Below are 23,392 nucleotides of genomic sequence, written 5' to 3'. Positions count from 1 at the left end.
CTGCCAGGCTGCGTCCATGACGCAGACGCAGGAACCGGCGCGCAGCCGGACCTTCAGCTGGGCGGACCCGGCGGCCAACGCCGCCCAGATCGGTCGACGCAGCGGCATCGACATGCTGCGGGCGATGATCGCCGGCGAGCTGGCCGCGCCGCCGGTGATGCACCTTCTCGACATGAGCCGGATGGAGGCCGACGAGGGCCGGGTCAGCGTCGAGTTGACCCCGCAGGAGTTCCACTACAACCCGCTCGGCACCGTCCACGGTGGCGTTCTCTCGACGCTGCTGGACACCGCCGCCGGGTGCGCCGTGCACACCACCCTGCCCGCTGGCGTCGGCTACACCTCGCTGGACCTGAACGTGAAGTTCCTCCGCCCGGTCACTGTCGACAGCGGCACGCTGCGCTGCGAGGGCACCGTGCTGCAACGTGGCCGGCGTACCGCCCTGGCCGAGGCCCGCATCACCGACGCGGACGCCCGCCTGATAGCCCACGCCACCAGCACCTGCCTGATCCTCCCCCTCCCCTGACCCCCACCACCGCGTTGATCATGAAGTTATTGCCCCGACACGCCGAGGCGAATGGCAACAACTTCATGATCAACGGGCCGGTGGCGTGGGTGGGTGCGGTCGGGGGGCGGGGCGGGGTGGGGGATTAGCGGAGGGCCAGGCGGGCGGCTCGGGCGTCGCGCTTTTCCTCGAAGCGGCTCGCGGCGCGCTCCAGGTTGTCCAGCTGGCCGGCGAGCTGCTCGCGGGCGGCTTCACCGTCGGCGTTGAGGCCGGTCACGTTGAAGACGTCCCACTGGCGCAGCACCGGCTGCAGCACATCGTCGCGGTGCTGGCGCAGGTCGTAGATGCCGGCCAGGGCGATCGCCACCGACTTGCGGGCGAAACCGTCGATGCCGCTGCCCGGCATCTGGAAGTCGGCCACCACGTCGGCGACGGCCCGCATGGCCTGACTCGGGGCCAGCTCGAACGCGGCGGCGAGCAGGTTGCGGTAGAACACCATGTGCAGGTTCTCGTCGGCCGCAACCCGGGCCAGCAGTGCCTCACAGGCGGGGTCGCCGGTGGCCTTGCCGGTGTTGCGGTGCGAGATCCGGGTGGCCAACTCCTGGAACGAGACGTACGCCAGCGAGTGCAGCACCTCGTCGCCGTGGGCGTTGGTGTAGCCCTCGGACATGTGCGTCATCCGGGCCCGCTCCAACGCCACCGGGTCCACGGCCCGGGTGACGGTCAGGTAGTCGCGGATCGCGACGCCGTGCCGGCCCTCCTCGGCGGTCCACCGGTGCACCCAGGTGCCCCACGCGCCGTCGCGGCCGAACAGGGTGGCGATCTCGTGGTGGTACGAGGGCAGGTTGTCCTCGGTCAGCAGGTTCACGATCAGCGCGGTGCGAGCCACGTCCGGGATGGTCGAGTCGGTCGGCGACCACGCCTCGCCGCCAAGCGGCCCGTCGAAGGTCCGCCCTTCGCTCCACGGCACGTACTCGTGCGGGAACCACTCCTTGGCGAGCGTGAGGTGGCGGTCGAGGTTGCGTGCGACCACCGGCTCCAACTCGACGAGGAGAGCGGTCTGACTGATTGTGGTGCTGACGGTCACAAGAAACTCCCTACGGTGGCGTAACTTACGCTACCGTAGGTCCCCGCGGCCGTCAGCGCCAGTGGAGAGACTCACCCAACAGACGGCTTGAGGTCCTCCAGAGGGGGCATCCACTCCTGCGCACCGGCCGTGACCTGCTCACCCGAGCGGATGTCCTTCACCTCGTCCGGCGCTCCGTCGACACCGGGGAACCAGACGTACGGGATGCCGCGCCGCTCGGCGTAGCGGATCTGCTTGCCGAACTTCGCCGCGCTCGGCGACACCTCGGTCGGCACCCCGCGCCGCCGCAGCGCCTCGGCCACCCGGTTGCTGGCCGTCCGCTGCTCCTCGCTGGTCACCGCGACGAGCACGGCGGTCGGCACCTCCCGGGACACCGAGAGCTCCCCCGCGCCGAAGAGCAACCCGAGCAGCCGGGTCACCCCGATCGAGATCCCCACCCCGGGGTACGAGACGGCGCCGGCGGTGGCCAGGTTGTCGTACCGGCCGCCGGAGCAGATCGAGCCGAACCGCTCGTAGCCGCGCAGCTGCGTCTCGTAGACGGTGCCGGTGTAGTAATCCAGGCCACGGGCGATGCGCAGGTCCGCCACGCAGAGGCCGGGCGAGTGCGCGGCGGCGGTCTCCACCACCCGGACCAGCTCGTCGATGCCCTCGTCGAGCAGCGGGTCGCTCACCCCGAGCGCGCGGACGGCGTCGGCGAACGAGGCGTCCGGGGCGGAGATCTCGGCCAGCGCCAGGCACGCCTTGGCCTGCGCCTCGCTCGCCCCGGCGGTCTGGGCCAGCAGGTCGGCCACCTTCGCCGGGCCGATCTTGTCGAGCTTGTCCACCGCGCGCAGCGCCGCCTCCGGGTCGGTCAGCCCGATGCCCCGGTAGAAGCCCTCGCAGATCTTGCGGTTGTTGACCTGGATCGTCACCGGCGGGATCGGCAACGAGCGCAGCGCGTCGCCGATGACGAGGGGCATCTCGGCCTCGTGGTGGGGGGCCAGGGTGTCCCGGTCGACGATGTCGATGTCGGCTTGCACGAACTCCCGGTAACGACCCTCCTGTGGCCGCTCACCCCGCCACACCTTCTGGATCTGGTAGCGGCGGAACGGGAACGCCAGCTTGCCGGCGTTCTCGAGCACGTACCGGGCGAACGGCACGGTCAGGTCGAAGTGCAGGCCGAGTTGGTCGTCACCACCGGAACCCTCCGCGTCGGCGTGCAGCCGCCGGATCACGTAGACCTCCTTCGAGGTCTCGCCCTTGCGCAGCAGCTGGTCCAGCGGCTCCACCGCGCGGGTCTCCAGCGGCGCGAAGCCGTACAGCTCGAAGGTGGCCCGGATCCGGTCGAGCACGAACTGCTCGATCATCCGCTGACCGGGGGTCCACTCCGGGAAACCGGAGATGGGCGTGGGCTTGCTCATCGGCGTACTCCTTGCGGTGCCGCGCCCGCGGCGCGGTGGTGTCGTGGGTCCGCGCGCGGCGCGGAGAAGGTCTAGAGGCCCCGGGTGGGCGCCGGTCGGCCGCCGCCGACCTGCGCCACCTCGATGAGGTACGGGTTGCTGGCGCGCTCGCGGCCGATGGTGGTGGCGGGGCCGTGGCCGGGCAGCACGACGGTGTCGTCGGCCAGCGGAAGGATCTTGTCGCGCAGGCTGGTGAGCATGGCCGGCATGCTCCCACCCGGCAGGTCGGTGCGGCCGATCGACCCGGCGAAGAGGACGTCACCCGAGAGGCACAGCTCGTCGGCCTCCCAGTCCGACCCCGCGCCGGGCAGCCGGAACAGCACCGACCCGCCGGTATGGCCCGGGGCGTGGTCGACGGCGATCTCCAGGCCGGCGAGCGTAAGAGTGGCGCCGTCGGTCAGCTCCGCCACGTCCTCCGGCTCGGTGTAGCTCAACCGACCGCCGAAGAGCGACGTCAGGTCGGCCGAGAGGCCCTTGGACGGGTCGGCCAGCATCTCCCGGTCGCCCGGGTGCACGTAGGCGGTGACGCCGCGCGCACCACAGACCGGCGCGACCGAGAACGTGTGGTCGAGGTGGCCGTGGGTGAGCAGCACGGCGGCCGGATGCAGGCGGTGCTCGGCGAGCAGCGCGTCGAGCTGGTCGAGCACCCCGATCCCGGGGTCGACCACCACGCACTGCTCCCCCGGCGCGGTGGCAACCACGTAGCAGTTGGTGCCGAAGGCGTCCGCGGGAAAGCCGGCCACGAGCACAGGCGCTGTCCTTTCCGTCGAGCAGCTGTCGTCCTGCCAGCAGCCTAACGGGCGTGCCGAGCGACTTTGCCGCGTCCGCCCCTCGCGCCCCGTACGGCACAGTGACAACGCCCGATAAGCGCTGCTCGGGATGGGGTGGAACCTCGTACACCACATTCCCAGTCGCTAGCCGTACACTCTGGCGGGCGTGTGGCGCGACACACGTGACGCCCGGACGGGCCGGGACGCCCGGTCGCCGGCGACGACCAGGTAGAGGAAAGGGGAGCACGGGTGGCTTCCAGCAGGGACCGGCAGCGCAAACTGGCGCGGGAAAAGCTCGACCGGCAGTTGGCTCGCCGGGCTGCCGCGACGCGGCGCCGCCGGCAGATCCAGGCCGGTGTCGGTGCCGCCCTGATCCTCGTGTTGGTGGTGGCCGGCTCGGCCTGGGCGCTCGGGGCGTTCGACTCCGACTCGAAGCAGAACACGGCCGCGGAGGAGACCTGCCTCTGGACGCCGCAGGACGCCACGGCCAACACCAACCTGAAGGACGTCGGCACGCCGGCGACCAAGGATCTGCCCACCGACGGCACCCGGGCCATGACGGTGACCACCAACCAGGGCGCGCCGATCACCGCCGAGCTGAGCCTGACCAACTCCCCGTGCGCGGCGGCGAGCATCGCCCACCTGGCGAGCCGGTCGTTCTACGACAACACCAAGTGCCACGAGATCACCACCGAGGGCGCGCTGCACTGCGGCGATCCCAGTGGCACCGGCCTCGGTGGGCCCACCTACTCGTTCTACGACGAGGAGGTGCCGACCGTGCCGTCGGCGTCCCCGTCGGCCAGCCCGGCCCCCGGCCAGCCGCCGACGTACCCGAAGGGCACCGTGGCGATGGTCTCCAACCCGCCGGGCAGCAACGGCAGCCAGTTCCTGATCTTCTTCAAGGACTTCACCACCGCCGACCCGAAGTACCCGGTGATCGGCAGGGTGACCGGCGGACTGGACGTGGTGGAGAAGATCGGCGCCCTCCCGACCGTGGACAATGGGACCGGGGCCAAGGTCAAGCCCAGCACCGACGTGACGATCCAGAGCCTCACGGTCGGTGAGCCGGTCACCGGCGCCGCACCCTCGGCCTCCGGCGCCCCGGCCAGCAGCCCGAGCGCCGGCTGACCGGGCACCACCACCCACCCCAAGCGGCACTCAGCAGCAGACAGCCCAGGAGGATCCAGGCGTGACGTCCACCAGAGAGCGGCAGCGCGCGGCGGCACGCGCCCGGCTCGAGAAGGAGATGGCCGAGCGGTCGGCCAAGGCCCGCAAGCGCCGGCAGACGCAGGCGATCGTCAGCGCGGCTGCCGCGCTGGTGCTCGTGGTCGCCGGCACCGTCTGGCTGGCGATGAGCCTCGGCGGCGACGACGACGACAAGAACGACACCGCCGCGCCCGCGGCCGGGGCGTCCGAGTGCGTGTTCAACGCGCTGCCGGCCGAGCAGCGGCCCCCGCAGATCAAGGACGTCGGGGTGCCGAGCAACGAGCAGTACGCCAAGGGCGTGCAGACCATGACGATCGACACCAACCTCGGCCCGATCACGGCCAAGGTCGACCGGTCGCTGGTGCCGTGCACGGCGGGCAGCTTCACCTACCTGGCGGAGAAGAACTTCTTCGACAACACCAAGTGCCACCGCCTGGTGACCGAGGGCATCAAGGTGCTGCAGTGCGGTGACCCCAGCGCCACCGGCAACGGCTGGCGGGAGACCGACGGTCAGGGTGGCCCGAGCTACCGCCTGCCCGAGGAGAACCTGCCCACTGACAAGCGCCCGCCGTACCCGGAGGGTGTCATCGCGATGGCCAACTCCGGCCAGCCGGGCAGCACCGGCAGCCAGTTCTTCATCGTCTACGGCGACTCGCCGCTGGACCCGGCGTACACGGTGCTGGGCACCATCACCGGTGGCCTGGACATCGTCAAGGACGTGGCCAAGGCCGGCGACGACGGGGCTTTCGCCCAGCAGGCCGGCGGTGGCCACCCGAAGAAGGAGGTCATCATCAAGGACCTCGCCATGAGCAACCCGCAGGGCTGACCCCCGCGCGCACGACGAAGCGCCCGCCGGCTGAGCCGGCGGGCGCTGTCGTGTCCGGGGTACGCGTCAGGCGCCGGAGGTGACCCGGTACGCGTCGAAGACGCCGTCGACCTTGCGGACCGTGGCCAGCAGGTGGCCCAGGTGCTTCGGGTCGGCCATCTCGAAGCTGAACCGGCTCACCGCCACCCGGTCGCGGGTCGTGGTGACGGTCGCGGAGAGGATGTTGACCCGCTCGTCGGAGAGCACTCGGGTGACGTCGGCCAGCAGCTTGTGCCGGTCCAGTGCCTCGACCTGGATCGCGACCAGGAACGTCGAGGCGGAGGTGAGCTTCCAACTCACCTCGACCACACGCTCGCTCTGCGCCCGCAGGTCCTCGGCGTTGGCGCAGTCGTCTCGGTGCACGCTCACCCCGCCAGAGCGGGTGACGAAGCCGAACACCGAGTCCGGTGGGACCGGGGTGCAGCAGCGGGCCAGCTTGATCCAGACGTCGCTGACGCCCCGGACCACGACACCGGGGTCGCTGCTGCTCTGCCGGCTGCGCGGTGGCCGGGTGGCGACGGCGGTCTCGGCGATGTCCTCCGCCGCGCCCTCCTCGCCGCCGTACGCGGCCATCAGCTTCTGCACCACCGACTGCGCGGAGACCTGGCTGTCGCCGACCGCCGCGTAGAGCGAGGCCACGTCGGCGAGGTGCAGGTCCCGGGCGATCGACATCAGCGCGTCGGAGGTGAGCATCCGCTGCAACGGCATGCCCTGCTTGCGCATCGCCTTGACGATCGCGTCCTTGCCGGCCTCGATCGCCTCCTCGCGCCGTTCCTTGTTGAAGTACTGCCGGATCTTCGTCCGGGCGCGGGGGCTCTTGACGAAACCCAGCCAGTCCTGCGTGGGGCCGGCCGTCTCGGACTTCGACGTGAAGATCTCGATCACGTCGCCGTTGGACAGCGTCGACTCCAACGGCACCAGCTTGCCGTTGACCCGCGCCCCGATGCACTTGTGCCCGACCTCGGTGTGCACCGCGTACGCGAAGTCCACAGGCGTCGACCCGGTCGGCAGCGGGATGACGTCACCCTTCGGGGTGAAGACGTACACCTCCTGGCTGGACAGGTCGAAGCGCAGCGCGTCCAGGAACTCGCTCGGGTCGGCCGCCTCACGCTGCCAGTCGAGCAGCTGCCGCAGCCAGGTCATCTCGTCGATGTGCGCGGGCGGGCCGACGATCTGGGTGCCCTTGTGCTCCTTGTACTTCCAGTGCGCGGCGATGCCGAACTCCGCGGTGCGGTGCATCGCGTACGTGCGGATCTGCATCTCCACCGGCTTGCCGGTGGGCCCGATGACAGTCGTGTGCAACGACTGGTACATGTTGAACTTGGGCATCGCGATGTAGTCCTTGAAGCGGCCCGGCACCGGCTGCCAGTTGGCGTGGATGACACCCAGCGCCGCGTAGCAGTCCCGAACCGTGTCGACCAGGATCCGCACCCCGACCAGGTCGTAGATGTCGTTGAAGTCCCGACCCCGCACGATCATCTTCTGGTAGATCGAGTAGAGGTGCTTCGGCCGCCCGGTGGTCTCCGCCTTGATCTTGGCGGCCTTCAGGTCGGTGCCGACCTTCTGGGTGACCTGCCGCAGCAGCGTCTCGCGCTGCGGCTGGTGCTCCCCGATCAGCCGGTTGATCTCCTCGTAGCGCTTCGGGAACAACGTGCCGAAGGACAGGTCCTCCAGCTCCCACTTGATCGTGTTCATACCGAGCCGGTGCGCGAGAGGCGCCAGGATCTCCAGCGTCTCCTTGGCCTTCTGCTCCTGCTTGGGGCGGGGCAGGAAGGTCAGGGTGCGCATGTTGTGCAGCCGGTCGGCCAGCTTGATCACCAGCACCCGGGGGTCCTTGGCCATCGCCACGACCATCTTGCGGATCGTCTCGGCCTTGGCCGCGTCACCCAGCTTGACCTTGTCGAGCTTCGTGACGCCGTCGACCAGGAGGGCGACCTCGCCACCGAAGTCGGCGCGCATCTGGTCGAGGGTGTATTCGGTGTCCTCGATGGTGTCGTGCAGCAGGGCGGCGACCAGCGTGGTGGTGTCCATTCCCAGGTTGCCGAGGATGGTCGCCACCGCGAGCGGGTGGGTGATGTACGGGTCGCCGGACTTGCGGTACTGCCCGGAGTGCCACCGCGCCGCCGTGTCGAAGGCGCGCTGGAGCAGCCGGGCGTCGGCCTTGGGGTGGTTGTCCCGGTGGCTCGCGATCAGCGGCTCCAGCACCTCGCTGACCTGCGAGGTCTGCCAGGGCGCGTTGAACCGGGCCAGCCGGGCCCGCACGCGCCGGCCGGTGGGCGCGTTGGACAGCCCGAAGCCACCGCTCGGCGACGGGTCGATGCCCGCGTCGGTCGGGAACGGCACGACAACCCCGTCGGCGCCGGGCGCGGCCTCGACGCTCGGCGGGCCGCTGATCGGGCGGACAGTGGTCTCGCCCGCAGCCTTGCCGGAGCCGTTGCCGGTGCCCGTCACCCGGGCCGGCGCGTCGCCTGTCCGGTCAGTCACCGAGCCGTCAGCGTCGCCTGTCGGGTGCACCGTGCCCTCCGCCGGAGGGACGACATCGTGGGACACCGGCCTCCTCACCGCTCGCCGGAAACACACCGACCGAACATCGGCCGGCCTGGTCTCGCCTCGCCGGACGTGTGCGGCCGGCGTCAGCAAAGGGCAATGCTACCCGCACCGGAGGCCACCTGCCGCTCCGCCGGACGGTCGACGCCGGCAGTGTCCGCCGGATCTGGGATCAAACGGTCAGCCGCGTGTCTAACTGCTCAAACGGTCAGCAGGGCGTGCACCGGACGCTGCGCCAACCGCTCGCGCCCGCCGAGGAACCCGAGCTCCAGCAGCACCGTGAAGCCGGTGACGGTGCCGCCGGCCCGCTCGACCAGGTCCAGTGTCGCCTCGGCGGTGCCGCCGGTGGCCAGCACGTCGTCGACGACCAGGACCCGGTGCCCGGCGGTGAAGGCATCCTCGTGCACCTCCAGGGTGGCCTCGCCGTACTCCAGGGCGTAGGACACCGAGTGCGCCGGGCGGGGCAGCTTGCCGGCCTTGCGCACCGGCACCACGCCCACCCCGGCCGCGTAGGCGACGGCCGCCGCGACGACGAAGCCGCGCGCCTCGATGCCGACCACCACGTCGAAGGCGTCCCGCCCGTGGTACGCGACGATCCCGTCGATCACCTCACGGAAGACCTTCCCGTCGGCGAACAACGGCATCAGGTCCTTGAACAGGACGCCGGGCTTGGGGAAGTCGGGCACGTCCAGCACCCGGCTGGCGACCAGTCGGGCGGCCTCCGGGCCGCTGTCCCCGCGCGCCTCGGTGCTGTGGGTCTCCGTCACGGCTGTTCCGCTCTCCTTCAACGACGACGGCGTCCGGCAGTGCTGCTCACACAGCATGCCGGACGCCGTTCGGGTGTTTCCGTTCGGGTCAGCGCCGCTTGGCGCCACCCGGCCGGTTGCCGCCGCCACCCGGGCGACCGCCCCGGGCACCGGTCGGCCGCTTGCCCGCCGGCCGGGCGCCCACCTTGGGGGCGGCACCCGCCAGCGCGGCGGCGTCCGGGTCGAGCGGCTCGTCGGTCGCGTCGGCCTGGGCCGGGCTCGCGGCCCCCTTCGGGGTGACCTCGCCGCGGGCCAGGGCGCCCCGCCGGGTCAGGACGCGCTTGTTGTGCGCCTGGATCCGCGGGTCGTAGTTCTTCAGCAGCGCCAGCAGCGGGGTGGCCACCAGGATGGAGGTCAGGAACGCCACCGCCATACCGACGAACAGCACCAGGCCCAGGTCCTTCAGCGTGCCGGCGCCGAGCAGGCCGGCACCGATGAAGAGCAGACCGCCGACCGGCAGCAGGGCGACCACCGAGGTGTTCAGCGACCGCATCAGGCTCTGGTTGACGGCCAGGTTGGCCGCCTCGCCGTACGTCTGGTTGTTGTTGGCGGTGATGCCCCGCGTGTTCTCCTGCACCTTGTCGAAGACCACCACCACGTCGTAGAGCGCGAAGCCCAGGATCGTGAGGAAGCCGATGATCGTCGACGGGGTGACCTCGAAGCCGACCAGCGAGTAGATGCCGGCGGTGAGGATCAGGTTCGTGATCAGCGAGGCGACCGCGGCGACCGCCATCCGCCACTCGAAGCGCAGGATCAGGTAGACCATGACCAGTGCGATGAAGATGACCAGACCGAGCACGGCCCGCTCGGTCACCTGGCTGCCCCACGCCTCGCTGACCTGGTTGCTGCTGATCTGAGCCGGGTCGATGCCGAGGTCCTCGGCGATCTGGGCCTTGACCGCAGTGGTCTGGTCGGCGTCGAGCTGTGCCGTACGCAGCTCGTAGGTGTCGCCGCCGGTGCCGCCGACCTTCTGTGCGGTGGCCACCGTGACGCCGGTGTTCTCCGTGGCGAGGGCCGAGTTGACCTCCCGCTCGGCGTCCTCCAGGGTGCCGACGCTGGCCGGCACCTGGAACGAGTTGCCGCCGGCGAACTCGATGCCGAGGCTGAAGCCACGCAGCCCGAAGCTGAGGAGCGCGATCAGGATCAGGACCCCGGCGACGCCGAACCAGACCTTGCGCTTGCCGACGACGTTGAGACCGGCTTCGCCGTTGTAGAGGCGGCTCGCCAGACCGTTTTGAGCCATCTCAGGCCTCCTTGGCGCGCGGGTTGCGGGGCTGAGTCGGCTGGTTGCGGGCCGGAAGCGCCCGGCCCAGACCGCTGACCCGCGGGGACAGGAACGCCCGGGTCCGGGCGAACATGGTCATGATCGGGTGGCGGAAGAGGAAGACCACGACGAGGTCCAGGACCGTGGCCAGGCCGAGGGCGAACGCGAAGCCCTTGACCGTGCCGACCGAGACCACGTAGAGCACCACCGCGGAGAGCAGGGTGATCGCGTTGGCCGAGATGATCGTCCGACGGGCGCGGATCCAGGCGCGGGGCACCGCGCTACGGGGGCTGCGCCCCTCCCGGATCTCGTCCTTCAACCGTTCGAAGTAGATGACGAACGAGTCCGCCGCCACACCCAACGACACGATCATGCCGGCGATGCCAGCAAGGGTGAGCGTGAAGCCGATCTGCCGGCCGAGCACCACCAGCGCGCCGAAGACGAGCAGCGCGGAGAGGATCAGGCTCAGGAAGATCACCGAGCCGAGCAGCCGGTAGTAGAAGAACGCGTAGATGATGACCAGCAGCATGCCGATGCCGGCCGCGAGCAGACCGGCGCGCAGGTGGCTGGCACCCAGCGTGGCGGTGACGTTCTGCGCCTCCTGCTGCTCGAAGGTCACCGGCAGCGCGCCGTAGCGCAGCTGACCGGCCAGCGTGCTGGCGTCCTTCTGGTTGAAGTTGCCGGTGATCTGGGAGTTGCCGGTCAGCACGGCCTGGATCTCCGGGGAGGAGACGATCTCGTTGTCCAGCACGACGGCCACCCTGCACTTGCCGTCCTGACCCAGCGCGGTCGCGTCGCAGGCCTGACCCTCGTTGTTGAACGCCTCACGGGTCAGCGCCGTCCACTTGCCCTGGCCGTTGCCGGTGAAGTCGAGGCTGACCACCCAGGCGTTGGTCTGGTCGAGCACCGCGTCGGCGTCGGACACGTCGGTGCCCAGCACCTTGGCCTGGTCGAGCAGGTACTTCGAGGCGCCGTCCTCGCAGGAGACGACCTGCTGCTTCGCGTCCGAGATCGACGCCGGCGGGCGCGCGTCGAGCTGCGCGCAACCGATGGTTGGCACGTTGAACTGCATCTGCGCCGGCAGCACTGCCACCTCTTGCGGCGACAGGGTGCCGAACGGCTTGAGCTTGTCGGCCAGCGAGGGGTCGGACGCCAGGTCGGCGGGGGCCTGCAGACCGTTGGCGGCCTGCCAGGACGCCGCGCCCACCTTCTGCTCGACGGCCTTGCGCTGCTGCTCGATGCTGGCCGGCACCGGCTCGGTGCTGGCGCTCGCCGTGGGGGCTGCGGCACTCGGCGAGGCGGACGCGGACGGGGTCGGCGTGGCGCTCGGCGACGCCGGGGCCATCCCGCCCTGACCGCCGCTGGGCGAGGAGGTCGCCTTCGGCGCGCCACTGCCCGACGGGGTCGGGACCGCGCTGCCGGACGGGGTCGGCACGGCGCTGCCGGACGGGGCCGGCGTGGCGGCCGGCGGCGGCACGGCGGCCGTCCCGCTGCCGTCGGCGGCCTTGAGGACCTTGCGGAAGCGCAGCTCGGCCGCTTCGCCGACGTCGTCGAGGTTGCGGTTCTCACCGGGCAGGGAGATGACGATGTTGCGGTTGCCCTCGGTGACCACCTCGGCCTCGGCCACGCCGAACGCGTTGACGCGGCTCTCGATGATCTGGCGGGCCTCCTCGAGGTTCTCCGCCGTCGGAGGCTTGCCGTCGACGCTGTTCGTCGCCTCCAGCGTCACCCGGGTCCCGCCGATGAGGTCCAGACCGAGCCGGGGCTCGAGCCGGTCCTTCAGGCTGCCGCTGGCACCCGAGAAGAACACCAAAAGGTAGAGGACGACGAAGATGAACCCGAGCACGGCGAGCTGCCGCCCGGGGCGCATCTGTCCCTGAGGTGGTGCCACGGCTGTCCTGTCTCCCTGTACGGTCGCGCCGCTGCGCGCAGCGGCGGCGGGTGTCGGGCCGGGGGTCCCGGCCGACGGGTCGGCCCTGGGCCGACGAGGTGCCGACACGAGGACCGGTCACGCCGGCATGGGGACGCCGACGGTCACGGGAACGTGCCGACGCCCGGCGTCGACCCAACTATCCAGTTTTCACGTCTCGTCCGCTGCCCCGTCGGGCGCGGCGGCCCGGAAGCCGGTCGACCGGCCGTACGCCGGACTCGCCACCCCCGGGAGGGAGGGTCACTCCTTGACGACGTCCGCGTCCTCGGTGACCGGCTCGCTCGGCAGCTCCGCGCGGGTGACCACCCGGGCGATGGCCGGTCGGGCGTAGCGGGTCTGCACGCCCGGAGCGACCTCGATCAGGACGGTGTCGTCCTCGATGCCGGTGACCGTGCCGTAGAGCCCACCGATGGTCACGACCTCGTCGCCGGGGCCGAGGTTGGACTGCATCGCCTCTGCCTCTTTGCGGCGCTTCTGCTGGGGCCGGATCATCATGAAGTACATGACACCGAAGAGCAGGGCGATCATCAGGATCGGCGTGAAACCGCCGGCCCCGCCACCCGCTGCTGCCAAATGCACGGTTACTGACCTTCCCATTGGCCACCTGCCCGGCACCGGGGTGCCGGAGCGGAGGCGGATTCTCACGTCCTGTACAGACCGCGGCGAAGTCTAAACCCTGCACCTGAGAACGCCGAATGCGGCACAGATCACGTTCACATCACGGCTGATCGGTATCCAAGGAGAACAGATCGGGCGCGGGCGGACTATCCATACCAAATGTACCATTCGGCGGGGTACGTCCCAGATGCCGCCAAGCTCCCTCAGTCGCCACCCGGCCCCGAGGCGTACGGGCCAACAGGCCGGCACGCACCAGGAACGGCTCGCAGACCTCCTCGACCGTGTCCGGTTGCTCCCCCACCGCCACAGCGAGGGTGGACAGACCCACCGGGCCGCCCCGGAACGAGTCGACCAGCGCGGTCAGCACCGCCCGGTCCAGCCGGTCCAGGCCGAGCGCGTCCACGTCGTACACGATCAGGGCCGCCCGGGCGGTGTCGAGATCGACCACCCCGTCGGCCCGCACCTCCGCGTAGTCGCGGACCCGGCGCAGCAGCCGGTTGGCGATCCGGGGCGTGCCCCGGGACCGACCGGCGATCTCGGTCGCGCCCTCGGGAGTGATCGGCACACCGAGAATCCGCGCCGAGCGGTGCAGCAGCGTCTCCAGATCCGCCGGGGCGTAGAAGTCGAGGTGCGCGACGAAACCGAACCGGTCGCGCATCGGCCCGGTCAACAGGCCCGAACGGGTCGTCGCCCCCACCAGGGTGAACGGCTCGACGTCCAGCGGGATCGCCGTCGCCCCCGGACCCTTGCCGACCACCACGTCGACCCGGAAGTCCTCCATCGCGCTGTAGAGCAGCTCCTCCGCCGGCCGCGCGATGCGGTGGATCTCGTCGATGAAGAGCACATCGCCCTCGGCGAGGCTGGTCAGGATGGCCGCCAGATCACCGGAACGCTCGATCGCCGGGCCGCTGGTCACCCGGATGCCCGCGCCCAGCTCCGCAGCGACGATGTTGGCCAGACTCGTCTTACCCAGCCCCGGTGGGCCGGAGAGCAGGATGTGGTCCGGCGGTGACCCCCGCCGCATCGCGCCCTGCAACAACAGGTCGAGCTGATCGCGCACCCGGTCCTGGGCGATGAACTCGGCCAGCCGCTTCGGCCGTACCGTGGCCTCCGCGTCCCGTTCCGCGTCGCTCACGTACGCCGAGACAAGCCCGTCGATCTCGCTCATCGGGTGCGGCCCAGCAGGCGGATGGCCTGCTTGAGCAGGACCGGCACCGGCGGCGTCGGGCCGTCGATTGTCTCCGCCACGGCGGCCACCGCCTGATCGGCCTGACCAGCGGACCAGCCCAGCCCGACGAGCGCCTGCCGGACCTGGTCGGGCCAGGCGCCAGCAGTCACCCCGCCCACGCCGTCGGCGCCGATCGACACCGGGCCGATCCGGTCGCGCAGCTCCAGCACCAGGCGCTCGGCGCCCTTCTTGCCGATCCCGGGCACCCGGGTCAGCGCCGCCGTGTCGGCGTTGGCGATCGCCTTGCGCACCGCGTCCGGGGTGTGCACGGCCAGCACCGCCTGGGCCAGTCGCGGACCCACCCCGCTGGCGGTCTGGAGCAGCTCGAACAGCGACTTGGCGTCGTCGTCGGCGAAGCCGTAGAGGGTCAGCGAGTCTTCCCGCACGATCAGGCTGGTCGCGAGGCGGGCGACCTGACCGACCCGCAGCTCGGCGAGCGTGCCGGGGGCGCAGTGCACGGCGAGACCGACACCGCCGACCTCGATCACGGCCTGGTCCGGACCCGTCGCGGTCACCGTGCCGCGCACGCTGGCGATCATCGTGCTCCTCCTCGTCGTACCCGGTCGGCCGCCGCAGCCAGCTTGGAACGGGTGCCGCCGCGCCACACGTGGCAGATGGCCAGGGCCAGCGCGTCGGCGGCGTCGGCCGGCTTCGGTGGCTCGGCCAGCCGCAACAGCCGGGTCACCATGGCGGTCATCTGCGCCTTGTCGGCCTGACCGGACCCGGTCACGGCCGCCTTCACCTCGCTCGGCGTGTACGTCTGCACCGGCAGCCCGGCACGCGCCCCCGCCAGCACGGCGATGCCGCTGGCCTGCGCGGTGCCCATCACCGTGCGCACGTTGTGCTGGCTGAACACCCGCTCGACGGCGACGCTCTCCGGCTGGTGCTCGGCGACCAGCTTGGTCAGCGACTGATCCAGGTGCAGCAGGCGCAGCGACAGGTCGTCGGCCGGGTCGGTGTAGACCACGTAGTAGGCGATGAGAGTGCAGGGCCGGCCCGGCACACCCTCGACCACGCCCACCCCACACCGGGTCAACCCCGGGTCCACACCCAGCACCCGCACGCGACCCCTCCCCGAAAACCGTGACCAGTACGTGTGTTCGACACCCTACTGCCCGCCCTCCCAGCGGCCCCACGGGACACGCCCCACGCCCCACGCCCCACGCCCCACGCCCCACGCCAAGATCTACGCAACTTCCCGGATGTTGCTGCCTCCGGCGGGCGAGAGACAGCAACATCCCTGATGTTGCGCGGATCTTGACGACGAACACCGTGCCCGCAGCGCGGCGGGACGGGGCCGGAGCGGGGTGGTCGCGAGCGGCGGTGGGGCGGGAGTGGGTGGCCGGGGCGGGTGGGGCCACACAGCTTTGTGTCGGAGTATGTGTCGCTGGCCCATGTGCCGGGGAGCACACAGCTCGTAACTTCTTGCGCCATGACGGCAGAACCCGTGGCGGTCCCCCACGTCGTACAGGTCGACCTCGCCGGTCGGACCGCCCTGGTCACCGGGGGCGGCAGCGGCATCGGGCGGGCGTGCGCCCTGCGGCTGGGCGCGGCCGGCGCCAAGGTGCTCGTGGTGGACCGCAACCTGGAGGCGGCCAAGGCGGTCGCCGCCGAGGCCGGCGGTCGCGCCGAGGGCGTGGACCTGTCCGACGCCGCGGCGGTGGACCGCCTCGACGTGGACGTGGACATCGTGGTCAACAACGCCGGGCTTCAGCACGTCGCTCCGGTGCAGGACTTTCCCGTCGAGCGCTTCGAGTACATCCAGCGGGTGATGGTGGAGGCGCCGTTCCTGCTGATCCGCCGGGCGCTGCCGCACATGTACGCCCGGGGCTGGGGTCGCATCGTCAACATCTCCTCGGTGCACGGGCTGCGCGCGTCGCCGTACAAGGCGGCCTACGTCTCGGCCAAGCACGCCCTGGAGGGGCTGTCGAAGGTGGTCGCGTTGGAGGGCGCCGCGCACGGGGTGACCGCCAACTGCATCAACCCGGCGTACGTCCGCACGGCCTTGGTGGAGAGCCAGATCGCCGACCAGGCGGCGAGCCACGGCATCGACGAGACCGAGGTGATCGAGAAGATCATGCTGGCCCGGGCCGCGATCAAGCGACTGATCGAACCGGAGGAGGTGGCCGAACTGCTGGCGTACCTCTGCTCGCCGCCGGCGGCCTTCATCACCGGCGCGTCGATCGCCCTCGACGGGGGCTGGACGGCCAACTAGTGGGCCCGAGCACAATGTCGACCATGTCTTCGCCGGTGGAGTTCCTGGAACTGCTCGCGCGGGAGGCCGCCGCTGTCGAGTTCGAGGGACCGTTGGTGGCCGCGCGTGCTGCCGGGCTGCCGCCCGACAAGCTGGCCGAGCTGGAGCAGGCCAAGTCGGTGGCGTTGCGGGTCCGCGCGCTGCTGGAGCGCCGGCGCCGGCGCGAGACCGAGCTGTCCGGCCTGTACGACACGGTCAGCGACCTGGCCGGGCTACGCGACCTGGACGACGTGTTGCGGGCGATCGTGCACCGGGCCCGCAACCTGCTCGGCGCGGACGTGGCCTACATGACGCTCAACGACGACGAGCGCGGCGACACCTACATGCGGGTGACCGACGGGTCGGTTTCGGCCCGTTTCCAGCGGCTGCGCCTGCCGATGGGTGCCGGCCTCGGTGGGCTGGTGGCCCAGTCCGGGGCCCCCTACGTCACCGCGAACTACGGCGAGGACGCGCGCTTCCACCACACCGGTGAGATCGACGCCGGGGTCGGGGAGGAGGGGCTGGTGGCGATCCTCGGGGTGCCGCTGCGGCTCGGCTCCACCTCGATCGGCGTGCTCTACGCGGCCAACCGTTCGGCCCGGCCGTTCGTCCGGGAGGAGGTGGCGCTGCTGGTCTCGCTCGCCGCGCACGCCGCGGTGGCGATCGACACCGCCCGGCTGCTGACCGAGACGCGCTCGGCGCTGGGCGAGCTGTCGGCGGCGAACACCACCATCCGGGCCCACAGCAGCTCGGTGGAGCGGGCCGCGGCGGCGCACGACCGGATGACGGCGCTGGTGCTGCGCGGCGGCGGTGTGGAGGACGTGGCGGCGGCGGTGACCGAGGTGCTGGGCGGTGCGCTGCTGGCACTGGACGCCGAGGGCCGCCTGCTGGCCCGGGTGGGTGAGATCGACGAGCCGGACCGGGCGGACATCGTGGAGGCGGTCGCTGCGTCGCGCACCGAGGGGCGCAGCGTGCGCCGCAGCCCACTCTGGTACGCGGCGGTGGTGGCCGGCGCGGAGAACCTGGGTGCCCTGGTGCTGCGTCCGGACGACGAGTTGGTCGACGCCGACCAGCGGATCCTGGAGCGGGCCGCGCTGGTGACCGCGCTGCTGCTGTTGTTCCGCCGTACGGTCGCCGAGGCGGAGGGGCGGGTCCGGGGCGAGCTGCTGGACGACCTGATCGCCCGCCCGTTGCGGGACACCGACGCGTTGCGCAGTCGGGCCCGCCGGCTCGGGGTCGACCTGGACGCGCCGCACGTGCTGGTGGCGGTGGGCGACGACGCGATCGCGGCGACCGGCTCGGCGAGGCAGCGGGTGCTCTCCTGGGCCACCACGTACGCCTCGGCGCGCAGCGGGCTGGCCGCGGCGCGGGACGGCCGGGTGGTGCTGATGCTGCCGGGGCTGGACGCCGGTGGCAGCGCTCGCGCGGTCGCGCGGGACCTGTCCCGGGTGACCGGCCGGCCGGTGACCGCCGGGGCGAGTGGTCCGTCGAACGGGCCGGCGGCGCTGGCCGCCACGTTCCACGAGGCGGATCGGTGCCTTACGGCGTTGGGCGCTCTGGGTCGCGACGGGCAGGGTGCGAGCACCGCGGAGCTGGGCTTCGTCGGGTTGCTGCTGGGCACTGTCGGCGATCGGGGTGAGAAGGACGTGACCCAGTTCCTCGCCACGACCGTCGGGCCGGTGGTCGACTACGACGCCCGGCGGGGCACGGCTCTGGTGAAGACGCTGGAGGCGTACTTCGGGGTGGGTGGCAGCCTGGCCCGGGCCGCCGAGCAGTTGCACGTGCACGTCAACACGGTCACCCAGCGGTTGGAGCGGGTCGGGCAACTGCTCGGCGCCGACTGGCAGCGGCCCGAGCGGGCGTTGGAGGTGCAGCTCGCGCTGCGCCTGCACCGACTGCGCGCACCGGCCGGCTGACCAGGACCGGCCAGCGGGCGGGCTCGCGGCCGGCTCAGCGGACCTGAATGCCCTCCAGCACGGCGTCGACGACGCGCTCGGGCAGGGTCTGCTCGTCCAGGTCCGGATTCCACTGGAGCACCCGTTGGATCAGCATCGGCCCGGTGAGCAGCGCCATCGTCACCTCGACGTCGATGTCGGCCCGGAGCACCCCTTCGGCGATGCCGCGCCGCAGCACCTCGCGCATGAGCTGCCGCCGGGGCCCGATGATGTTCTGGTAGAGCTGGAACTGGTCCGTGCTGCGGTTCACCGCGGGCACCAGACAGGGCATGATCTTCGCCGCGCGCGGGTCGACGTTCTTGCCGATCGCGCCGACCAGCAGGACCAGGTCGTCGCGGACGGAGTGCCCGGCCGGCTGCGCCATGACGCCCTTGAGTCGCCGCAGCGCGTCCAGCAGGAGGGCGTCCTTGCCGGCCCAGCGGCGGTAGATGGTGGCCTTGCCGACCCCGGCCCGGGCGGCGATCGCCTCGATCGACAGCGCCTCGATGGTGCTGCCCTCGGCGAGCAGGTCGAGGGTCGCTTCGATGATCGCCTCGTCGGCGCGGATGCTCCGCGGTCGCCCGGGCGACCGCGGAGCATCGGCAGTGGACATCATGTCCGGCATTCTTCCCGCACCTACGCCGTGCCGGCCAACTCGGGCTCGGCGACCGGCGCCACAGGGGCGACGCTGGTGTCCTCCCGACCCGGCATCCAGCGCAGCACCACGATGACCCCCAGTGCGGCGATCACCGCGGAGAGCCCGGCCGCCCAGTGCATGGCGGTGACGAAGGCGTCGTTGGCCGCCGAGATCAGCGCCGGCGCGTCCGGGCCGAGCTGGCCCGCCGCAGCGTACGCCCCGGAGATCGACTCGTTGGCCGTGTCGCGGGCCTGCGTGGGCAGGCCGGTCAGCGCGTCACCGATGTCGCTGCGATAGACGGCGGAGAGCACCGAGCCGAGGATCGCCACACCGAGCGCACCGGCGACCTGGCGGACGGTGTTGCTGACCGCGGAGCCCACACCGGCCTTCTCCCGGGGCAGCGCCGACATGATCGACTCGGTGGCGGGCGGCATGATGTTGGCCATCCCGGCGCCCTGGATGAGGAAGGCGAGCAGCACGACCCAGATCGGGGTGGAGGCGCCGATGAACACGAACGCGGCGAGTGACACCACTGTCAGCGCCAACCCGACGGTGGCGACGGCCCGGCCGCCGTAGCGGCGGACCATCGCGGCGCTGCGCGGTGCGAAGACCAGCTGGGCGGCGGCGAAGGGCAGGAAGAGCAGACCGGTCTGCAGCGGACTGTAGCCCCGCACCAGTTGCAGGTAGAACGAGCCGAAGAACAGCGAGCCCATCGCGGCGAAGAACACCAGGCCGACGATGGCGACCGGCGCGGCGAAGCGGGGCACCTTGAACAGCCGGACGTCCAGCGACGGGTGGTCGCTGCGCCGCTCGTGCTGCACGAACCAGGCCAGCACCGCGATGCCGACCAGGATCGAGCCCCAGACCACCGGGCGGCCGAAGCCGTGCTCGCCGCCGTCGATGATGCCGTAGGAGAGGGCGACCAGGCCCACCACGGAGAGCAGCACACCGAGCACGTCGACCCGGCCCGGCCGCGGGTCACGCGACTCGGGGACCAGCAGCGCCACCAGGATCACGCCGGCGACGACCACCGGCACGTTGATCAGGAAGACCGAACCCCACCAGAAGTGCTCCAGCAGCGCGCCGCCGAGGATCGGGCCGATGGCCACGGCGAGACCGACCGCTCCGGCCCAGACACCGATGGCCCGACCACGCTCACGCGGGTCGAAGACGTTGGAGATGATCGACAGCGTCACCGGCATGATGGCCGCGCCGCCGACCCCCATCAGGGCGCGGGCCGCGATGAGCTGGCCGGGGCTCTGGGCGTACGCGGAGAGCAGCGACGCCAGGCCGAACAGCACCAGACCGATCATCAGGAAGCGCTTACGGCCGGCGCGGTCGCCGAGCACCCCGAAGGTGAACAGCAGCCCGGCGAAGACCAGCGTGTAGGAGTTGATGGACCACTCCAGCTCGCCCTGGGTTGCGCCGAGGCCGTGCACCGGGTCGGCCAGCGTGCGCAGGGCGACGTTGAGGATCGTGTTGTCGAGGACGACCACGAGGAGGCTGATCACCAGCACCCCGAGGATCGCCCACCTCCTCGGGTGGCCCGTGTTGTTGTGCAGCTCCATGCCTGATTTCCCCCATGCTTTCCCCGCGACGCAATACGATACGGGTCCGACTCGTAACGCGGGTCAGCCTACGACGCGCATTAACGATACGGCACCGATCCGTATCGTATGTGGTGGGCGTCACGTCCGGGGACGCCAGCGAGGCAGGCGGTGACGGCCCTCGGCAGCGAGTCGAGATGCGCCACCGGCGCGATGAGCGGTTCGATCCAACCCGGCCCCGCGCCGTACACCCGCAGGCGTGCGAATTCCCGGGCGAAGCGGACCAGACGGTACGCGCGGCCGGTGACCGGCGTCTGCGACCAGAGCACGACGGTCTGCGGCCGTGCCCGGTACACCGCGCTGGTCAGCGCCGACCAGGGCAGCGCCGGGCCGAGATTCAGACACCCGCGGCCCTGCTCGCGCAGCGCGGCGGCCAGTGCCTGGAGGCCGAGACTGTGCGCCTCCTTCTCGGCACCGGCCAGCAGCACGCCACCGGTCGGCAGCGACCGGCCCGGCTCCCGGCGGTAGACGTCCAGCCCGACCCGGACGCCCTCGCTGAGGGCGTGCTCGACGACCACCTCGGCGGCGGTACGCCCCGACAGCCCGGCCAGCAAGGGACGACAGACCTGCTCCCAGAGCGCCGGCACGCCCCAGGCCTCGGCCAACTCCAGCACCAGCGTCGCGACGGCGTTGCCGTCCAGGTCCTCGGCAGCCAGCGACACCTGCTTGTGCGCGATCTCCACGGCCTCGGCCGGCATCGGCTCGATCAGCACCAGACGCACCCCCGGGTAGACGTTCCCTACCCGGGGGTTCGTTGAAACGGCGCGCGGCGGATGCGCCGTCGTGAGATTTACCGGCGACGGGCCGCCAGCCGATGGGCCAGCGCTGCGACGCTGCCCCAGATGCCACGGCGGAACAGCACGACCACGAGGACGAAGATGCCGCCGGTCACCAGGCCGATCGCCTCGAACCCGGAGAACGACAGCCAGTCCTCCAGCCGCACCACGATGCCGGCGCCGAGCACCCCACCCCAGAGGGTGCCGATGCCACCGAGCACCACAACGATGACCGCCTTGCCGGAGGTGGTCCAGTGCAGCACGTCCAGCGAGACGAACCGGTGGCCGACAGCGAACAGCCCGCCGCCGAGGCCGGCGATGAACCCGGAGAGCACGAACGCGGTGAGCTTGTAGCGGTGCACCGGGTAGCCCAGTGCCCGCGCCCGGGCCGGGTTGTCCCGGATGCCGACCAGCACCCGACCGAACGGCGAGTGCACGATCCGCCAGGCTGCGGCCAGCCCGAGCAGCACGATCGGCAGGATCGCGTAGTAGAAGAAGTAGTCGTCGGTCAGATCCAGGCCGAAGAACGAACGGGGCACCCCCTGGAGACCGTTCTCACCCTGCGTGACCGAGCGCCACTCGTTGGCCACGTAGTAGACCATCTGCGCGAACGCCAGGGTCACCATCGCGAAGTAGATGCCGGTCCGCTTGACCGCGAGGTATCCGATCGGCACCGCCAGAACGGCCGCGGCGAGCGCGCCGGCCAGCACCGCGAGCGGGAACGGCAGGCCCGCGTGGATGGCCACCAGGCCGGTGACGTACGCCGAGGTGCCCCAGAACGCGGCGTGACCGAAGGACATCAGCCCGGTGAAGCCGAGCAGCAGGTCCACCGCGACGGCGAACAGCGCCCAGCAGAGGATGTCCACCGCGACCGCCGGGTAGAGGCCGTTGGGCAGCCACACCGCGACGGCCAGTCCGACGGCGAGCAGCGCGTACCGCACCCCGCCGGGAGCCCGGGCCACGGCGACCAACCCGGACGGCGGCGTCGAGCGGGACTCATCGGCGGCAGTGTCCACGGTGCTGGTCATGCGGGAGCCTCCTCACGACCGAACAGGCCGGCCGGGCGCCAGAGCAGCACGCCGGCCATCACGACGAAGACGATGGTCTGCGAGACGATCGGGAAGGCCGACAGGTACGCCTCACCCCACGCCTGCACGAGGCCGATGCCGAAGCCTGCGGCGACCGAACCGAAGATCGAGCCCAGCCCGCCGATCACGACCACCGCGAACACCACGATGATCAGGTCGGCCCCCATCAGCGGATTCACCGCGCGCATCGGTGCGGCCAGCACGCCGGCGAGACCGGCCAGCCCGATCCCGAAGCCGAAGACCGGTGTCACCCACCGCCCGACGTCGATGCCGAAGGCGCGGGTCAGGTCGGGCCGCTCGGTGGACGCCCGAACCACCATCCCGATCCGGGTACGGGTGAGCACCCACCACACCGCGACGCAGAGCAGCACCGCGAAGCCGAGGATGAACACCCGGTACGTCGGGAAGTCGAAGAGCCCGAAGTTGACCGACCCGCTCAACAGCGACGGCGTCTCGTACGGGCTGGACTGCACGCCGTAGCGCAGCTTCACCAGATCCTGGAGGATCAGCGTCAGGCCGAAGGTGAGCAGGAAGTTGTAGAGCGGGTCGAGCCTGGTCAGCCGGTGGATCACGGCGCGTTCCAGCGCCATGCCGAGCAGTCCCAGCCCCACCGGCATGATCACCAGGGCCGCCCAGAAGGGCACTCCCGCTTCGGTGAGCAGCACGTACGCCCCGAACGCGCCGAGCATGTAGAACGCGCCGTGCGCGAAATTGACCACCCGCAGCATGCCGAAGATGACGGCGAGCCCGAGGGCGAGCAGGGCGTAGAAGGCCCCGCTCACCAACCCGTTGAACGTGTTCTGCGCGAAGCCGCTCACAGCGTCACGCCCGTTCGCGACTGCGGGGCTCGCAAAA

At 71.2% G+C, this 23,392-nt stretch carries 21 protein-coding genes; 5 read left to right on the top strand and 16 right to left on the bottom strand.

What is annotated here, in order from left to right:
* Nucleotides 1-16 precede the first annotated feature (16 nt).
* Nucleotides 17-523 (top strand): PaaI family thioesterase, encoded by a 507-nt coding sequence (locus tag AC3CF1_RS30900; protein ID WP_088947422.1) that lies wholly within the window; start codon nt 17-19, stop codon nt 521-523.
* A 124-nt stretch (nt 524-647) separates the two neighbouring features.
* Here the strand turns inward: AC3CF1_RS30900 and AC3CF1_RS30895 are convergent, their stop codons facing one another.
* The 3 genes from AC3CF1_RS30895 to AC3CF1_RS30885 form a co-directional block, all read right to left on the bottom strand.
* Entirely contained in the window at nt 648-1,589 is a 942-nt protein-coding gene (locus AC3CF1_RS30895; RefSeq protein ID WP_354980615.1) for an acyl-ACP desaturase, read from the bottom strand.
* Nucleotides 1,590-1,660: 71 nt separating this feature from the next.
* Complete coding sequence (gene hisS / locus AC3CF1_RS30890) at nt 1,661-2,989, bottom strand: histidine--tRNA ligase (protein WP_355162038.1); 1,329 nt, start codon at nt 2,987-2,989, stop codon at nt 1,661-1,663.
* Between the two features lie 71 nt (nt 2,990-3,060).
* Nucleotides 3,061-3,777, bottom strand: coding sequence for an MBL fold metallo-hydrolase (locus tag AC3CF1_RS30885; protein ID WP_088947419.1), 717 nt, complete (start codon nt 3,775-3,777; stop codon nt 3,061-3,063).
* A 270-nt stretch (nt 3,778-4,047) separates the two neighbouring features.
* Here AC3CF1_RS30885 and AC3CF1_RS30880 point away from each other — a divergent pair, with 270 nt between their 5' ends.
* Nucleotides 4,048-4,926, top strand: coding sequence for a peptidylprolyl isomerase (locus AC3CF1_RS30880; RefSeq protein ID WP_328375998.1), 879 nt, complete (start codon nt 4,048-4,050; stop codon nt 4,924-4,926).
* 61 nt (nt 4,927-4,987) lie between these two features.
* Complete coding sequence (locus tag AC3CF1_RS30875) at nt 4,988-5,830, top strand: peptidylprolyl isomerase (protein ID WP_488451847.1); 843 nt, start codon at nt 4,988-4,990, stop codon at nt 5,828-5,830.
* Nucleotides 5,831-5,896: 66 nt separating this feature from the next.
* On the opposite strand, the gene AC3CF1_RS30870 is transcribed toward AC3CF1_RS30875, so the two are convergent.
* From AC3CF1_RS30870 to ruvC, 8 genes are all read right to left on the bottom strand, one after another.
* Complete coding sequence (locus AC3CF1_RS30870; protein WP_210923157.1) at nt 5,897-8,419, bottom strand: RelA/SpoT family protein; 2,523 nt, start codon at nt 8,417-8,419, stop codon at nt 5,897-5,899.
* 197 nt (nt 8,420-8,616) lie between these two features.
* Nucleotides 8,617-9,183 carry an adenine phosphoribosyltransferase gene (locus AC3CF1_RS30865; protein ID WP_088951624.1) on the bottom strand — a complete coding sequence of 189 codons (567 nt, stop codon included), beginning with the start codon at nt 9,181-9,183 and terminating at the stop codon, nt 8,617-8,619.
* Nucleotides 9,184-9,271: 88 nt separating this feature from the next.
* Nucleotides 9,272-10,465, bottom strand: a complete 1,194-nt coding sequence (gene secF, locus AC3CF1_RS30860; protein WP_488451846.1) for a protein translocase subunit SecF — start codon at nt 10,463-10,465, stop codon at nt 9,272-9,274.
* A gap of 1 nt (nt 10,466) precedes the next feature.
* The gene (gene secD / locus AC3CF1_RS30855) at nt 10,467-12,377 is read right to left on the bottom strand and encodes a protein translocase subunit SecD (RefSeq protein ID WP_488451845.1); all 1,911 of its coding nucleotides are present in this window, start codon (nt 12,375-12,377) and stop codon (nt 10,467-10,469) included.
* A 279-nt stretch (nt 12,378-12,656) separates the two neighbouring features.
* Nucleotides 12,657-13,013, bottom strand: coding sequence for a preprotein translocase subunit YajC (yajC, locus tag AC3CF1_RS30850; RefSeq protein WP_231927316.1), 357 nt, complete (start codon nt 13,011-13,013; stop codon nt 12,657-12,659).
* 121 nt (nt 13,014-13,134) lie between these two features.
* The gene (ruvB, locus tag AC3CF1_RS30845; protein WP_141908817.1) at nt 13,135-14,202 is read right to left on the bottom strand and encodes a Holliday junction branch migration DNA helicase RuvB; all 1,068 of its coding nucleotides are present in this window, start codon (nt 14,200-14,202) and stop codon (nt 13,135-13,137) included.
* On the bottom strand, nt 14,199-14,801 hold the full coding sequence (ruvA, locus tag AC3CF1_RS30840; protein ID WP_099852214.1) for a Holliday junction branch migration protein RuvA: 603 nt from the start codon (nt 14,799-14,801) through the stop codon (nt 14,199-14,201). The genes ruvB and ruvA overlap by 4 nt, the downstream gene beginning before the upstream one ends.
* Nucleotides 14,798-15,325 carry a crossover junction endodeoxyribonuclease RuvC gene (ruvC, locus tag AC3CF1_RS30835; RefSeq protein ID WP_088947410.1) on the bottom strand — a complete coding sequence of 176 codons (528 nt, stop codon included), beginning with the start codon at nt 15,323-15,325 and terminating at the stop codon, nt 14,798-14,800. The genes ruvA and ruvC overlap by 4 nt, the downstream gene beginning before the upstream one ends.
* 369 nt (nt 15,326-15,694) lie before the next feature.
* Between ruvC and AC3CF1_RS30830 the strand changes: the two genes are divergently transcribed.
* Both AC3CF1_RS30830 and AC3CF1_RS30825 read left to right on the top strand, forming a co-directional pair.
* A complete protein-coding gene (locus tag AC3CF1_RS30830) occupies nt 15,695-16,477 on the top strand; it encodes a 3-hydroxybutyrate dehydrogenase (RefSeq protein WP_088947409.1) in 783 nt (260 codons plus the stop codon).
* A gap of 14 nt (nt 16,478-16,491) precedes the next feature.
* The gene (locus tag AC3CF1_RS30825; protein WP_088947408.1) at nt 16,492-18,411 is read left to right on the top strand and encodes a helix-turn-helix domain-containing protein; all 1,920 of its coding nucleotides are present in this window, start codon (nt 16,492-16,494) and stop codon (nt 18,409-18,411) included.
* Nucleotides 18,412-18,445: 34 nt separating this feature from the next.
* Here the strand turns inward: AC3CF1_RS30825 and AC3CF1_RS30820 are convergent, their stop codons facing one another.
* From AC3CF1_RS30820 to AC3CF1_RS30800, 5 genes are all read right to left on the bottom strand, one after another.
* Complete coding sequence (locus tag AC3CF1_RS30820; protein WP_358004265.1) at nt 18,446-19,054, bottom strand: TetR/AcrR family transcriptional regulator; 609 nt, start codon at nt 19,052-19,054, stop codon at nt 18,446-18,448.
* Nucleotides 19,055-19,065: 11 nt separating this feature from the next.
* A complete protein-coding gene (locus tag AC3CF1_RS30815; protein ID WP_327643568.1) occupies nt 19,066-20,634 on the bottom strand; it encodes an MFS transporter in 1,569 nt (522 codons plus the stop codon).
* Between the two features lie 80 nt (nt 20,635-20,714).
* Nucleotides 20,715-21,386 carry a transcriptional regulator gene (locus tag AC3CF1_RS30810; RefSeq protein ID WP_488451844.1) on the bottom strand — a complete coding sequence of 224 codons (672 nt, stop codon included), beginning with the start codon at nt 21,384-21,386 and terminating at the stop codon, nt 20,715-20,717.
* Between the two features lie 77 nt (nt 21,387-21,463).
* The gene (locus AC3CF1_RS30805; RefSeq protein WP_488451843.1) at nt 21,464-22,477 is read right to left on the bottom strand and encodes a branched-chain amino acid ABC transporter permease; all 1,014 of its coding nucleotides are present in this window, start codon (nt 22,475-22,477) and stop codon (nt 21,464-21,466) included.
* On the bottom strand, nt 22,474-23,355 hold the full coding sequence (locus AC3CF1_RS30800) for a branched-chain amino acid ABC transporter permease (RefSeq protein WP_238648007.1): 882 nt from the start codon (nt 23,353-23,355) through the stop codon (nt 22,474-22,476). Before AC3CF1_RS30800 ends, AC3CF1_RS30805 begins: the two co-directional genes overlap by 4 nt.
* Between the last annotated feature and the right edge of the window lie 37 nt (nt 23,356-23,392).

This window comes from Micromonospora sp. MGP-C2 (genome assembly GCF_057766525.1).
Note: the sequence above shows the minus strand (reverse complement) of the source record. Positions and strands in the feature narration are given on the sequence as shown.